At 37.2% G+C, this 14,296-nt stretch carries 12 protein-coding genes; 7 read left to right on the top strand and 5 right to left on the bottom strand.

The features are described 5' to 3' along the window. Window positions 1-88 precede the first annotated feature (88 nt). From ACM26V_RS14535 to ACM26V_RS14520, 4 genes are all read left to right on the top strand, one after another. Window positions 89-1,006, top strand: a complete 918-nt coding sequence (locus tag ACM26V_RS14535; protein WP_416147439.1) for an ATP-binding cassette domain-containing protein — start codon at window positions 89-91, stop codon at window positions 1,004-1,006. Then, on the top strand, window positions 1,006-2,604 hold the full coding sequence (locus ACM26V_RS14530; RefSeq protein ID WP_416147438.1) for an ABC transporter permease: 1,599 nt from the start codon (window positions 1,006-1,008) through the stop codon (window positions 2,602-2,604). Before ACM26V_RS14535 ends, ACM26V_RS14530 begins: the two co-directional genes overlap by 1 nt. A 398-nt stretch (window positions 2,605-3,002) precedes the next feature. Next, window positions 3,003-3,401, top strand: coding sequence for a VOC family protein (locus ACM26V_RS14525; RefSeq protein WP_416147437.1), 399 nt, complete (start codon window positions 3,003-3,005; stop codon window positions 3,399-3,401). A gap of 210 nt (window positions 3,402-3,611) precedes the next feature. Next, window positions 3,612-4,163: a TIGR00730 family Rossman fold protein gene (locus ACM26V_RS14520; RefSeq protein WP_416147436.1), complete on the top strand. Its 552-nt coding sequence runs from the start codon at window positions 3,612-3,614 to the stop codon at window positions 4,161-4,163. Window positions 4,164-4,548: 385 nt separating this feature from the next. Here the strand turns inward: ACM26V_RS14520 and ACM26V_RS14515 are convergent, their stop codons facing one another. After that, window positions 4,549-5,331: a DeoR/GlpR family DNA-binding transcription regulator gene (locus tag ACM26V_RS14515; RefSeq protein WP_416147435.1), complete on the bottom strand. Its 783-nt coding sequence runs from the start codon at window positions 5,329-5,331 to the stop codon at window positions 4,549-4,551. A gap of 201 nt (window positions 5,332-5,532) precedes the next feature. Here ACM26V_RS14515 and ACM26V_RS14510 point away from each other — a divergent pair, with 201 nt between their 5' ends. Then, window positions 5,533-7,602, top strand: coding sequence for a bifunctional aldolase/short-chain dehydrogenase (locus ACM26V_RS14510; RefSeq protein WP_416147434.1), 2,070 nt, complete (start codon window positions 5,533-5,535; stop codon window positions 7,600-7,602). A gap of 675 nt (window positions 7,603-8,277) precedes the next feature. Here ACM26V_RS14510 and ACM26V_RS14505 read toward each other — a convergent pair. Further along, window positions 8,278-8,733, bottom strand: coding sequence for a hypothetical protein (locus ACM26V_RS14505; protein ID WP_416147433.1), 456 nt, complete (start codon window positions 8,731-8,733; stop codon window positions 8,278-8,280). 359 nt (window positions 8,734-9,092) lie between these two features. On the opposite strand from ACM26V_RS14505, the gene ACM26V_RS14500 reads away from it, so the two are divergent. Continuing rightward, complete coding sequence (locus ACM26V_RS14500) at window positions 9,093-10,613, top strand: RICIN domain-containing protein (RefSeq protein WP_416147432.1); 1,521 nt, start codon at window positions 9,093-9,095, stop codon at window positions 10,611-10,613. Window positions 10,614-10,772: 159 nt separating this feature from the next. On the opposite strand, the gene ACM26V_RS14495 is transcribed toward ACM26V_RS14500, so the two are convergent. The 3 genes from ACM26V_RS14495 to ACM26V_RS14485 form a co-directional block, all read right to left on the bottom strand. Continuing rightward, window positions 10,773-11,081, bottom strand: a complete 309-nt coding sequence (locus tag ACM26V_RS14495; protein WP_416147431.1) for an ArsR/SmtB family transcription factor — start codon at window positions 11,079-11,081, stop codon at window positions 10,773-10,775. A 176-nt stretch (window positions 11,082-11,257) separates the two neighbouring features. Further along, the gene (locus tag ACM26V_RS14490) at window positions 11,258-12,181 is read right to left on the bottom strand and encodes a cation diffusion facilitator family transporter (RefSeq protein ID WP_416147430.1); all 924 of its coding nucleotides are present in this window, start codon (window positions 12,179-12,181) and stop codon (window positions 11,258-11,260) included. 229 nt (window positions 12,182-12,410) lie between these two features. Beyond that, complete coding sequence (locus ACM26V_RS14485) at window positions 12,411-12,605, bottom strand: hypothetical protein (RefSeq protein ID WP_416147429.1); 195 nt, start codon at window positions 12,603-12,605, stop codon at window positions 12,411-12,413. Window positions 12,606-12,954: 349 nt separating this feature from the next. On the opposite strand from ACM26V_RS14485, the gene ACM26V_RS14480 reads away from it, so the two are divergent. Continuing rightward, window positions 12,955-14,121: a nucleotide sugar dehydrogenase gene (locus ACM26V_RS14480; protein ID WP_416147427.1), complete on the top strand. Its 1,167-nt coding sequence runs from the start codon at window positions 12,955-12,957 to the stop codon at window positions 14,119-14,121. Window positions 14,122-14,296 lie beyond the last annotated feature (175 nt).

The following is a 14,296-nucleotide window of genomic DNA, read 5'->3' as shown; positions in this document are numbered from 1 at the left end:
TGCATTCCGGTCATTTATTATATATTATGAACCATATAGGTATATATATTTCATATTTTAGTGTTATCTAAAATGAGGAGGAATAAATATGGGACTCGTTAACGTATCAAATTTAACGAAAAAGTTTGGTGGGTTTACTGCTTTAAACGGAGTTAATCTAGAAGTGAATGGTGGGGAAGTATTTGGATTTATAGGCCCGAATGGTGCTGGTAAATCAACGACAATTCGTGTGTTGCTAGGAATTTTAAAGGCGTCAGATGGAGAGGTCAAGATTTTTGGGAAGGATGCATGGAACGATGCTGTCGAGATTCATAAGCGTGTTGCCTATGTCCCAGGTGACGTAAACTTATGGCCGAATTTAACAGGTGGAGAAGTGATTGATTTATTTGTGAAATTACGTGGGACAAATCATCAAAGCAAACGAGAAGAGCTAATCAAAAAATTTGATTTAGATCCAACAAAAAAATGTCGAACGTACTCTAAAGGGAATCGGCAAAAAGTAGCGTTGATTGCTGCTTTCTCATCCGATGCGGACTTGTATATTTTAGATGAACCGACGTCAGGACTTGATCCATTGATGGAACAAGTTTTTCAGGAATGTGTAATGGAAGTTAAAAGCAAAGGGAAAAGCGTTTTGCTGTCGAGTCATATCTTATCTGAAGTGGAAAAACTATGTGACAAAGTTGCGATCATTCGTGAAGGGGCTATCATCGAGACAGGAACGTTAAACGAGCTTCGTCATTTGACTCGAACTCAAATTCTCGTTGAAACGAAACAACCGATAACGAATTTAACAGGTATTAAAGGAATTCACGAAATCGAAGAGACAAGTCAAGGTCTGTCTTTCCAAGTAGAAACAGAAGAAATGGACGTCGTAATCAGGCATATTAGTCAGTTTGGTATTGTAAAACTGGAAAGTGCTCCGCCAACATTAGAAGCATTATTTATGCGTCATTATGAAGGGACAGAATCAGTAACGGGTACAGGAGCGGGAGGTGCAAACTAATGGCTAAAAATCTATTGGCTAGAACTAGTCACCTTTCCCGGTTTATTCTCCGTCTTGATCGGATGCAAATTCCAATTTGGTTGATCGGTATTACTTTCTTCACTTTGATCGTGCCAATTGCTTATAGAGATTTATATGGTTCACAGCAGGAAAGAGATGCGATGGTTGAAACGATGGCAAACCCAGTGATGACGGCAATGTTCGGTCACGGTGATTTGAGTAATTATACGATTGGTGCGATGACGGCGCATTCAATGTTACTTTTTACCGCTGTTTTAGTTGGGTTGATGAGCATTTTACTCGTGACTCGTCATACTAGAGCAGCTGAAGAAGATGGTCGCATTGAAATGATTCGATCGTTGCCGGTAGGTCGGCTTTCTTATTTAAATGCAACATTACTTGTCTTGGCTGGAAAAAGTGTTGCTTTAACTCTTATCGTAGGATTTGGATTAGCCGCACTTCGAGTTGAAAGCATGAATGTAGCAGGGTCACTGCTTTATGGAGCTGCTTTAGGTGCAACATGTTTGTTTTTTGCTGGGGTGACAGCAGTATTTGCCCAGCTTTCAGAAAACTCGCGAGGTACGATTGGTTTCTCGGTTGCGGTATTACTTGGCTCCTACCTAATTCGAGCAATTGGTGATGCAGGGGAAACGGCACTTTCATGGTTGTCTCCATTAGGATGGGTAACGAAAGCAGAAGTGTATTCCACCAACAATTCGGGCCCGATCATTTTATTGGTTGCTGCATCTTTTCTATTGTTCATCTTTGCAAATTATTTGAATGCGATCCGTGACCTAGAAAGGGGCTTCTTCCCTTCGAGACCAGGTCGGAAGTATGCGACGCGATTTTTGCAAAGCACGATTGGACTTGCATTAAGACTTCAGCGAACGGGGATCATCGCTTGGGCAATTGGCATGTATATTCTAGGTGTTTCTTATGGATCAGTTTTAGGTGATTTAGACGCCTTCTTTGAGGGTATTGAGATGATGGAGCAGATGTTGATAGCTGCTGATGGTGCTACATTAACGGAGCAATTTATTCCGATGTTAATGATCGTGATTTCGCTGTTGGCGACAGTTCCTCCTGTGATGGCAATGAATAAATTGATGGGAGAAGAGAAAAAAGATCGTATTGATCATATGTTAGCAAGAGCAGTTTCACGTACGAAACTGATGGGAAGTTATTTAGTGATAGCAGTAGTTAATGGTTTTGTAATGATTTCTCTTTCGGCGCTCGGACTATGGTCTGCTGGAGCAGCAGTGATGGAGGGGGGGCTTGACTTTGGCATGATCTATGGAGCTGCGCTGTCTTATTACCCTGCCATGTTGGTAATGATTGGTGTTGCAGTATTCTTAATCGGAGTTCTGCCAAAGTTGACTCAATTGACATGGCTATATGTTTTTTATTCCTTTATCGTTCTTTATTTGGGAGGTATGTTTCAATTCGCCGATTGGGTGGGGAAACTTTCCCCATTTGGCTATATTCCACAGGCACCAATAGAAGAGATGACATACTTGCCACTGTTTGTTTTGAGTATCGTAGCAGTTGCCTTGATGATTGTTGGTTTTGTTGGATATAACAAACGAGATATTTTATAGATGATATAAATTTGGATATATAAAGAAGTGAACCCGTAAAAAATTACGGGTTCACTTCTTTGTGATGGAAATAAAGGCAAAGATTACGATATTGGAGCTTACAGGGCAAAAGCATCTTACTTTTGTGACCAATCATTGCAAATTCGAGAGCACAAAGGGCACGAGGAGCAAGCTAATGTGACCTCACTATCTAATTCAATTTAGTTTAACCTTCTATTATCTACTTCCTGAGATTTGTAAGTAGTTTAGCTAAAAATTAAAAAAGAATCGAAAAAAACAATAAACTTTATGAGAATATTAATAGTATTAGCCATTTAAAGTGGCATGGTATGTTAAATTTAAGATACGTATAAAGATCATTGTCTCAAATATTCAAAAAAACGAAAGGGAAATTGGGCATGAAGTTAAATCAAATTCATCATATTGCAATTATATGTACCGACTATTATAAATCTAAAGATTTTTATGTGAGAATCCTGGGTTTTGAAGCTCGAAACGAAGTATATCGAAAAGAACGTCAATCCTATAAGTTAAATTTAGCCTTGAACGGTACATATCAAATTGAGTTGTTTTCATTTCCAAATCCACCGAATAGATTAAGTTACCCAGAAGCGGCTGGGCTCCGCCATCTTGCCTTTGAAGTAGATGACATAGAAGAAGCTATCACGTATTTGACGAATCATGGCGTTTCGGTAGAAGGTGTTCGCATAGATTCGGAAACTAATAATCGATTTACTTTTTTTTGTACTTTAAGAATGTTTAACTTCGCTAAAGGATTAAAGTATAAGATAAACTAAGGCTTTCGTCATGAAGGACTTGGCGACAAGCCAAGTTTCTCTAAAAGATCCAGACGGACTCCCCATTGAACTTTACGAGAAGTAGGAAGCGGAAGATGACGTTTCTATTATCAACTATCATTCCTTGGGTAGCTTCAATGCCTTCAATGAGAAACAAATTTTTAAAAAATCAACAGAATAAAATAATTGGAAAAGTTAGGTGATTATTTCATGGAATTTAAAAGTATGGCTGTATTTTGTGGATCTCGAACAGGATCTGATTCTATATATATGAAGATGGCAGGATACCTTGGGAAAAAACTGGCTCAAGAGAAGAAAACATTAATATATGGAGGTTCCCATGTTGGTTGTATGGGTGCCATGTCAGATGCTTGCCTGGAAGCTGGCGGTCAAGTCATTGGTGTTATTCCAGAAAAGTTGAAGAACGTAGAAGTTGCTCATCAACAATTAACGGAGCTTCATGTCGTAAAAACGATGCATGAACGAAAAGCAAAAATGGCTGATTTGGCAGATGTTTTTGTCGCGTTGCCTGGAGGAGCGGGAACTCTAGAGGAGTGGTTTGAAGTATTCACTTGGTCGCAAATTGGCTATCATCAAAAGCCATGTTGTCTTTTGAATATTAATGGATTCTTTGACCCATTGATTGCAATGTTAGATCATACAATTGACAAAGGGTTTATGGATCCGTCTCAACGGGACTTCATTATGATAGAAACTAGTGTTGAAGGTTTATTAGAGGCACTTCAAAATAAGAAGGTCTGAGGGTACCCTGGAAATGCGAAAAATTATCAAAGAAGCATGCCCCCGAAAAAATCTGCAAAAGCTTCTAAGAGAAACCTATGGGTGCGTTTTTGCCGCTTCTGATTACCTCCGAATTAGTGAAACTGGTCGACGTCCAAAAATAAAAAGGAGTCATTTTCCCTTTCGAAATAACTAATTTAGATGAAATACTTGCAGAAATGGAAGCGTAGGGACGGTTCTCTTGCTTCCAAGTTATTAAATATTCAACCATTCTAAAAGTAGAGTCATTCTTTGCAAATCAACAACTCCTAGCAATCCAACCTAAGTAGCTTCCTTCTAATTGCTAAATAGCCCCTCAACTAAGCAGGTAATATCTTGTTGAAACAACTACTCAGTCGCTGGATTGTTAGTTCCCTTTCGTTACTCTCACATGCTTGATTGATTGTTTATATAAATTAAGTGTGTCATCTTCAACAATATCAGACGTAATTAACGTATGAATCTGATCAATCATTAACCAGCGCAGCAAGGACCTATGGTTGAATTTGCTATGATCAGCCAGAACAATGATTTTTTCAGAAAGTTCTGCAATGCGTCCTTTCGTTTGCCCTTGGAGTTCGTGACTATCACTGACTCCCCAGTCATGATGAATACCTGTGCAGGAAATGAAATATTTATCGATGTGATAGTCATTAATAATTTTGTCAGAGGAAACTCCAACTAATGACATCGACTCGGTACGTAAATACCCCCCACTTAAGATCACCTTAATTTGCTCCTTTTGCGACAATTCAACAGCAACATGAATCGAATTAGTTATCACAGTGAGTGGAAAATTGGGAAGAACTCGCGCTAACTGTAGGCTCGTAGTACTTGCATCAATCGCGATAATTTCTCCTTCTTCAATGATTTGAAGAGCCTCGTTTGCGAGAGCCTGTTTTTCAACTAAATTATTTTTTTCTCTTTCAAGTAGAGGCGTTTCTGAACCCATAGGTTGTTTGCTAATGGCTCCGCCTCGAACGCGGATGAGCATATTTTCGTTTTCTAAAGATTCCAAATCACGACGTATCGTTTCCTCCGTGACGTTCAACTCGGCACTTAAACTTGTAACTTTCACTTTTCTCTCTTTATGTAGCAAACTAATTATTTTTTTGTGACGTCTAGCTGTTTTCGATTCATTTAACTTCATTATCATCAAATCTCCTTTTTACCGATGGAAATGGTTACTTTTAAGTATAACGATAATTGAAAGAATAAGCCATATTCAGGCAAAAAAAAGTACGTTTTCAAACTAAAATTTTTGTTTCAAAGATAAATGATTGTTTTTTAAACTTTTTAATACTATAATAATAGATATAGTATTAAAAAAACTTGCTAAGGGGATGTATTAATGGTTAAAAATTTATGGAATCAACAAAATGAATCCGATTTAAAGACAGGTTTGGACGAACTAGTCTATCGTTCAAATTTAATAGGCTCTGATCGTGCCGTTTGTAACTGGGGTGGCGGCAATACATCGATGAAAACGATGGAGAAAGACTTTCGTGGTCGTGAAATCGAAGTAATGTGGGTGAAAGGAAGCGGCTCAGATTTAGCAACAATGAAGCATGCTAATTTCACAGGCTTAAATATGGAAGATATCCGACCATTAATGGAAAACGATAAAATGTCTGATGAGGATATGGTAGAGTATATTTCTCATTGTATGATTGATAGTAAGCACCCGCGTTCTTCTATCGAAACACTACTTCACGCGTTTTTACCGTTTAAACATGTCGACCACACGCATCCAGATGCAATCATTAGCCTATGTTGTGCGGATAATGGTAAAGAGTTGGCGAAGGAAATTTTCGGAGACCGTTTTGTTTGGGTACCTTACGTGCGTCCAGGCTTTACTCTTTCAAAAATGATAGCGGAAGGTGTACAAGAAAATCCAAAAGCTGACCTTGTACTTATGGAAAAACACGGTTTAGTTGTGTGGGGTGAAACGTCGAAAGAAAGTTATAATAAAACAATCTCTGTTATAAATGAAGCAGAGGACTTTATTAATAAAAAAGCGCAGGAAGTTGAAACATTCGGCGGGAAAAAATACGATCAGTTAGCAAGCGAAGAGCGAGAAGATATCTTGGCGGAAGTAATGCCTTACTTACGCGGACAAGTTTTTGAAGAGAAATCAATGTTATTAACATTTGATGATAACGAGGAAGTCATGCAATTCGTTAACAGCAAGGATGCTAAACAGTATTCACAGGTTGGGGCAGCTTGCCCGGATCACCTCGTTCATACAAAAATGATTCCGTTATTTTTAGATTGGGATCCATCGTCTAAAGATGTTGAATCTCTAAAAGAAGCGATCAAAAATGGCGTAAAAGCATATAAAGACGAGTATCGAGCTTATTTCGAGCGAAACAAAAACGAAGGAGACGTGATAAACGAACCTTCACCACGTGTGATTCTCATTCCTGGACTCGGCATGGTAAACACAGGGAAAGATTTGAAAATGGCAAATGTCAGTGGCGCCCTTTATAATCGTGCGATTCAAGTTATTAAAGGTGCGACGGCTCTAGGAAACTTTGTATCTCTTAATGAAAATGAGTCGTATGAAATCGAATATTGGCCTTTGGAGCTTTACAAGTTGTCACTCGCTCCACCAGAAAAGGAATTCTCACGACAAATTGCGCTCGTCACCGGTGGTGCTGGCGGAATAGGAAGTGAAACGTGCCGCGTTTTAGTTGAACAAGGGGCGCATGTAGCTGTGACTGATTTAAATTTAGAAGGTGCAGAGAAAGTAGCCGAAGAGATTAATGAGAAATTTGGTGCTGGACGTGCAATTGCTATAAAAATGGATGTTACGAGTGAAGAAGCAATTGTTGCTGCGTATCGTACGGTAGCCCTTACGTATGGTGGCGTTGATAACATTGTTAATAATGCTGGTCTTGCAACATCAAGTCCGTTCGATGAGACAACGCTTAAAGAATGGAACCTTAATATGAATGTTCTAGGAACTGGTTACTTCTTAGTTGCTCGTGAAGCATTCAAACTAATGAAAAAACAAGAAACTGGTGGAAGCATGGTATTTATCGGTTCGAAAAACTCTGTTTATGCTGGAAAGAATGCTTCAGCATACAGTACAGCAAAAGCAATGGAAACACATCTTGCGCGTTGTATCGCTGCAGAAGGTGGAGAATTCGGTATTCGAGTAAATTCTGTTCTTCCAGATGCTGTATTACAAGGTTCTGCGATTTGGAATTCAAGCTGGCGCAATGAACGAGCTGCTGCTTATGGAATTGAGCCAGATGAGCTTGAAGAGCATTACCGTAAACGAACGACGCTTCGAGTGAATATTTTACCAAGAGACATTGCTGAATCGATTGCATTTTTATCGTCATCTAAATCAGCGAAAACAACAGGCTGTATGGTTACTGTTGATGGTGGTGTACCAGCTGCATTTACTAGATAATTCAAAAAATTACTATTAAAAGTCCTCATAATTTGAGGGCTTTTTTCTTTTTGTAAAACCAATACGGTAAAAGCAAAGAACACTCGCACCTGCAATTAAAATGCCTCGGTTATAAAATCACTTAATCATAAAAATAGCCCCAATAATAGATGCCCATAATGGAATACTAAAAAGAACGCCCCAGAATAATCCAGTGAAAAAAGATTCTTCGCTTGGCATTATGTAACCTCCTAAATGATGTGTTATCTACGGTTCTTAATAAGTAGTAGACAAAAGAACGTTATTCTTTAAGTCTTTTCAAGAAATACTTATTTTATACTTTAAGAATATTTAACTTCGCTAAAGGATTAAAGTATAAGATAAACTAAAGCTTTTGCCATGAAGGACTTGGTGACAAGCCAAGTTTTTCTAATACGGCGGTTAACCAAGGCATTCGCTTAATAGTAATTACCTAACAGAGGAAGGTGTGAAGAAATAATTTAGATTCGACTTAGTACTTTTATAGATATTCATCATCAATTAAAGATTAAATCAAAATAAAGCAGAAACGGCAATAGTTCATACCGGTTCTACTTTATTAGTGATAAATTTGAGTGTAGTTTTAATAAATGAAGATAAAATAAATTAAGTATTACAGTATGAGTGGAGTATACAGAGGTGTCTTGAGCGGTGTCGTTAATTTCCAACTTGTTTTTTCAAACGTTCGATTTCCATATCATGCCTGCTCGTGATGTCTCTCAAGTAATCAATATCACTAGGAATGTGTTCTGTTTTACTATCAATTGTTTTTAACAAGGTGACAACATCGTCTTGCTGCAGCTTCTCCAAAGTATCAAAGCGTTTAGTAAATTTACAGTCGATTTCATCAAAGCGTTCAGAAAATTTAAGATCGAGCTCATTAATACGGCTAGTGAATTTAAAGTCGAATTCATCAAAGCGTTTAGTAAACTTCTGGTCGAGCACATTGAATTGATTGGTAAACTTCTGATCGAGGACATTGAATTGGTTAGTAAATTTCTGATCAAGGTCACTGATTCTTTGATCTAAGTCACCAATTTGTTTTGTGAATTTATTGTCCATGTCAGTAAAACGTTGATCAATTTTTCCGAATTGTTCTTGTAAAAAATTCATTAACTCTACATCTGCTATTTTTTTCACCTCCAATTATATTGAATTAGCATAGGCGTGAAATGCCTATGGGTTAATTATAATGAAAAGCGAACGAGCTGTCACGAGAAATAAGTAATTTGTCGTTAACAAAATGATTTCCTGGCATTGAAGGTATTTCAGTAGATCAAGTGATAGACAAAATAGTAATTTCTAACTATGGATATTAATAGTAATTATTGTTATTTTTAGGGTGAGATAAACAACGTTGTTATTTTGTTAGCAGTGGTTCGTATCAGCGTCTGCTAGAAAAAGCTAATATGGGAGGTGAAAACTGGTGAAATACGATACGAATACATTTAAATAGAGAAAGGGAGATAAAAATGAAAAAAGTAGCTAGATTGTTAGGAATTATGGTATTAATGTTCTCCTTCTTAGTAACATTTTCAGTAAACACCGAGGCTAATTCATTTAACGATTATTCTTATTATAATATTGTAAGCGTTAACAGTGGGAAGTATTTAGAGGTGGAGAGTGCAGCGACGGAAAATGGTGCGAATGTGCAGCAGTGGGAAGATACAAATCATCATTGTCAGGAATGGCGTATTATCGAAAATAATGATGGTTATGTTGAATTGATAAATCGAAATAGCGGTAAAGCATTAGATGTATACAATTTGTCATTAGAAAATGGAGGGAATATTGTTCAATGGGATCACAATCGTGGGAATCAACAGCAATGGAATTTACAGCCTAGTGGATCTGGCTATAAATTTATTAGTAGACATAGCGGGAAGGCTTTAGAGGTATTTGAACATTCGCAAAATAATGGTGCGAATGTGGTTCAATGGGATGATTTAGGGAATTCGAATCAACAGTGGAGGATTATAGAATCTAACCAAGGGTCTAGTTCACCAGATAGTTCAGATGGACCGGTTGGGTTTGCTTCGATGAATGGTGGTACAACAGGTGGTGAAGGTGGGCGCGTAGAATACGTTAGTACTGGATCACAAATTCAACAATTAATTAATAATCGAAGTAGGAGTAACAATCCAGATGAACCATTAAAAATTTATGTTGATGGGACTATTACTCAAAACAACTCATCAGGTTCTAGCATAGAAGTGAAAAATCATAGAGGACAAGCACATGAAATAAGAAATGTATCTATCGTTGGTGTTGGATCGAACGGAGAGTTTGATGGTATCGGCTTGAGATTAATCAATGCTCAGAATGTTATTGTTCAGAATTTGTCAATTCACCATGTGAGTCAAGGGGAAGGAACATCAATTGAAGTGACTCAAGGTAGTAAAAATATTTGGATAGACCATAATGAATTTTACAGTGAATTAGATGGCAATGACGATCGCGACTATTATGACGGTCTTGTTGATATTAAACGTAATTCAGAGTTTATTACAGTTTCTTGGAACAAGTTTGAAAACCATTGGAAGTCGATGTTGGTAGGGCATACTGATAATGCATCTTTAGCTCCAGATAATATTACGTATCATCACAATTATTTTAATAATTTAAATTCAAGAGTTCCACTAATACGCTTTGCAGATGTGCACATGTTTAATAATTTCTTTAAGGACATTCAGGATACTGCAATAAATAGTAGAATGGGAGCAAGAGTATTTGTGGAAAATAATTATTTTGACAATGTTGGATCAGGGCAAAATGATCCAACGACTGGTCAAATAAAGAGTGCAGTTGGCTGGTTTTATGGAAGTTCGAGTACGGGGTACTGGAACTTAAGTGGAAATGAATTTATTAATACGCCTTCAAACCACTTAAGCTCGACAACAAATTATACGCCTCCGTATTCGTATCAAGTTCAATCAGCTATACAGGCTAGAACATCTGTTGAACAGAACTCAGGTGTCGGGGTAGTAAATTGATTTAACTGACTTCCTGCGAAAGGTTGATTAGGTGGAAATAAATAAAATTACAATGAGCTGACACCATATTAAAGGTAGTTAAATCCAACAAATTTGTAATAGAATTTGTTGGATTTTTGTTAATTTATATGAAATGATCGATAAATAACCTTTATCAGGTCACTCGTGCTTTGCATGAGTAATCGCTTGATCAATTAAAGTGATGACATGTTCATCGTTACAGCTGTAATAAATATAATGACCATCTCTTCTTGTTCGAACGAGATGAGCTTGCCGTAGTGTTCGAAGTTGATGAGAAACGGCTGATTGGTTCATCTCCAAAATATCGGCTATATGATTAACGGAGCATTCTTCTTCAGAAAGTAAATGGAGAAGTTGGAGGCGTGTTGGATCTGCGACTGCACGAAACATAGAAACGGCCTCGTTGATAATTTTTTCGTCAAGAAGTTGGTGGTGTTTTTTATCCATAAAAGGTCCTCCTAAGTTATAGATCACATTCGACTAGGTACTTTTTTCGAACTTTATCTAGCGAATAAGATCAGTTACTTAGTATTATAGCGATTATCCGCTATATAGTCGAAATAAATCTTAAAGCGTTATAGTTCTTAGATAAAGTTGTTTCAATAGAACTTCTCCCATTTTGATTATGCATGGTGAACATGATCATCTGCTAGATGAATATCAGAACATATGAATCGGTTGGCTTCAATTTGAATCGTACAGCGATCAATATGAAGCGATTGTTTTACCCATTCATTAACGTCTTTTAGTATTTTTTGCTGATCCGAAATTCTGTCATCATCTATAACGAGATGGCATGAAAATTGATGTATTTCAGAAGATAGACTCCAAATGTGAAGGTTGTGAATATTATTTACGCCTGAAAGTTGTTCTAGCTTCGTTGCTATTTCCATGACATCTACTTCAGACGGAGCCCCTTCCATTAAGACATGCACAGCATCCTTCATCAGTCGGAAACCTGTAAAGGCAATAAGGGCGGCAATTAATAAGCTTAGGAGTGGGTCCGCCCAATACCATTGAAAAGTGAGCATCAATCCACCAGCGATGATTGCCGAAACAGAGCCTAACGTGTCTCCGAGCACATGTAAATACGCGCCTCTCATATTTAAGTTAGACTTAGAACTTTTTCCTGACAAAACGACAAGGGCACCGATATTAGCGACTAGACCAATTGTAGCTATGGTCATCATTGGTCCACTGTTAACAGAAGCAGGATCCATCAAGCGTTGAATAGCTTCAAAAATGATGAAAATACTGACTCCAATTAGAGCGAGACTATTTAAAAGTGCAGCGAGAATTTCTAACCGATAGTTCCCGAATGTTTTTTGCTTCGTTGCTGCCCGTGCTGCAAAAACAATTGCGATAAAACTGATTAATAAATTGAAGAAGTCACTAAACATATGACCTGCATCTGCTAACAGTGCAAGACTTCCTGTCCAAAGCCCACCGATAAGTTCAACAAACATCCAAGCTCCAATGATGATCATGGCAATAATTAACCGCTTTTTATTTTTTGTACCGTGATGATGATTATGGTGACCAGACATGATAATCGCTCCTTTTAATATGTTTATATGAACACTTACTCATATATATAAAGTATATGAGTAAGTCGTTTTTTTGTCAACGGAGAATTTGAATTAATTTGGTGACGGGAGGTTTCTAGGGGAGGATAAAAGTTGGAACTCCTCTGAATGTTTTTTGGGAAGTAACTAAAAAAGAGAAAGACTCCATCCGTGACACACGGGAGTCTTTCTCTTTTTTTATGTTGAACGGTCATCCACCCATTTTTCGACGCGTCATTGCCGTTTGTTTCGCTTTTTGACTTTTCATTTGTTTAGGGTTTCCAAGTGAGTTGGTGTTTGATTTATTGTTCTTTTGTTTGTTTTTCTTGTTTGCAAGTTGTTCTTTAATTGCTTCCTGCAAACTAATTTTCTTCTTGTTTGACTGTTCGGGTTGATTTGAATCCATATATCGTTCCTCCTGAAAATGTATTGTATCTCTATTATAATCGAAAATTCATTAATTTGCTCATGAATTTGTCATTTGATTTATTATAAAACAAAAGGCAGGTGGATTATCTAAGAAATAAGTGCGATATTTCATTTAAAATAGAGGGGGAAATTCAAAATTTAGCAAAACTATGAAAACATCGATTCAAATTATCAAACATATCATTGTTGTTCATCAAAAATGTATGTTTTGCAGGTAGTATTAAAAATACAATTGTTATACAATATTGGATGGGAAGTTCCATTGAAACGTTTATAAAATCGATTTTTAAATAATAATATATTGAATAAAGGGAAGTGTTGTAAAAGTGAAAATTGCAGTTGCAGGAACAGGTTACGTTGGATTATCGAACGCCGTATTACTTGCTCAACATCACGATGTGACAGCGTTGGATATTGATCAGGAAAAAGTCGATATGATTAATCGTGGCCAATCACCGATTGTTGATGCAGAAATCGAAGACTTATTTAAAAAGAACGGATTGAAATTGACAGCAACGACCGACAAAGAATTAGCTTATAAGGATGCTGACTTTATTATTATTGCAACTCCGACAGACTATGATCCAGAACGCAATTTTTTTAATACATCAACGGTTGAATTGATCATTGAACAAGTATTGAAAAGCAATCCTACCGCTGTGATGATCATTAAGTCTACTGTACCAGTAGGATTTACAAAGGAAATTAGTGAAAAATATGAGACAGAACAAATCATCTTTTCTCCAGAGTTTTTACGTGAAGGTAAAGCGCTATATGATAACCTGCACCCAACGCGAATTGTTGTCGGTGAGCGCTCAGAGCGAGCAAAAGTATTTGCCGATCTTTTAGTAGAAGGGGCGATCAAGGAAGATATTGATGTTCTGTTTACAGATTCAACGGAAGCTGAAGCAATTAAATTATTCTCTAATACGTATCTCGCATTACGTGTTGCTTATTTCAATGAATTAGACACTTATGCAGAGGTGCGTGGACTTGATACAAAACAGATTATTGAAGGTGTTGGACTTGATCCACGAATTGGGAACCATTATAACAATCCTTCATTTGGATATGGTGGTTATTGTTTGCCGAAAGATACGAAACAGTTACTAGCAAACTACACAGATGTCCCGAATAACATTGTATCAGCGATTGTTGATGCAAACCGGACCAGGAAAGATCATATTGCGAATCAAATATTAGCAAGAGAACCTGAAGTTGTAGGTATTTATCGTCTGACGATGAAGACAAATTCGGATAATTTCCGAGCATCTTCTGTGCAAGGTATTATGAAGCGTTTGAAAGCAAAAGCTGTTGAAGTCGTTATTTATGAACCTGTGATGGAAGAAGCGGAGTTCTATGGTTCAAAGGTCATCCGGGATTTAAGTGAGTTCAAAAGAATGTCGGATGTTATCGTTTCTAATCGCTTAAATGATGAGATCCGAGATGTGAAAGACAAAGTGTATACGAGAGACTTATATAGTAGGGATTAAAAGGATTTAATCCGTTATATGTGAACAAAAATAGGAGGGAGCTATGATTTATCATGGGATCCCTCCTATTTTTATTTTAAGGAACACTACGCTATTCATCAGTGAATAATTTAGAAGTAAGATGAAAAATAACGATTTATAGGACTAAAGTCAGATGAAATTGTGTAAAAATAAC

The sequence above is a fragment of the Salipaludibacillus sp. HK11 genome, assembly GCF_047795645.1.
In the GTDB taxonomy this organism is placed as follows: domain Bacteria; phylum Bacillota; class Bacilli; order Bacillales; family Salisediminibacteriaceae; genus Salipaludibacillus.
Note: the sequence above shows the minus strand (reverse complement) of the source record. Positions and strands in the feature narration are given on the sequence as shown.

Bases quoted from the DNA above. Each gene is read 5' to 3' on its own strand.
- ACM26V_RS14505 (WP_416147433.1), bottom strand. From the start codon at position 8,733: ATGAATTTTTTACAAGAACAATTCGGAAAAATTGATCAACGTTTTACT.
- ACM26V_RS14485 (WP_416147429.1), bottom strand. From the start codon at position 12,605: ATGGATTCAAATCAACCCGAACAGTCAAACAAGAAGAAAATTAGTTTG.
- ACM26V_RS14500 (WP_416147432.1), top strand. From the start codon at position 9,093: ATGAAAAAAGTAGCTAGATTGTTAGGAATTATGGTATTAATGTTCTCC.
- ACM26V_RS14525 (WP_416147437.1), top strand. From the start codon at position 3,003: ATGAAGTTAAATCAAATTCATCATATTGCAATTATATGTACCGACTAT.
- ACM26V_RS14520 (WP_416147436.1), top strand. From the start codon at position 3,612: ATGGAATTTAAAAGTATGGCTGTATTTTGTGGATCTCGAACAGGATCT.
- ACM26V_RS14510 (WP_416147434.1), top strand. From the start codon at position 5,533: ATGGTTAAAAATTTATGGAATCAACAAAATGAATCCGATTTAAAGACA.
- ACM26V_RS14515 (WP_416147435.1), bottom strand. From the start codon at position 5,331: ATGAAGTTAAATGAATCGAAAACAGCTAGACGTCACAAAAAAATAATT.
- ACM26V_RS14535 (WP_416147439.1), top strand. From the start codon at position 89: ATGGGACTCGTTAACGTATCAAATTTAACGAAAAAGTTTGGTGGGTTT.
- ACM26V_RS14495 (WP_416147431.1), bottom strand. From the start codon at position 11,081: ATGGATAAAAAACACCACCAACTTCTTGACGAAAAAATTATCAACGAG.
- ACM26V_RS14490 (WP_416147430.1), bottom strand. From the start codon at position 12,181: ATGTCTGGTCACCATAATCATCATCACGGTACAAAAAATAAAAAGCGG.
- ACM26V_RS14530 (WP_416147438.1), top strand. From the start codon at position 1,006: ATGGCTAAAAATCTATTGGCTAGAACTAGTCACCTTTCCCGGTTTATT.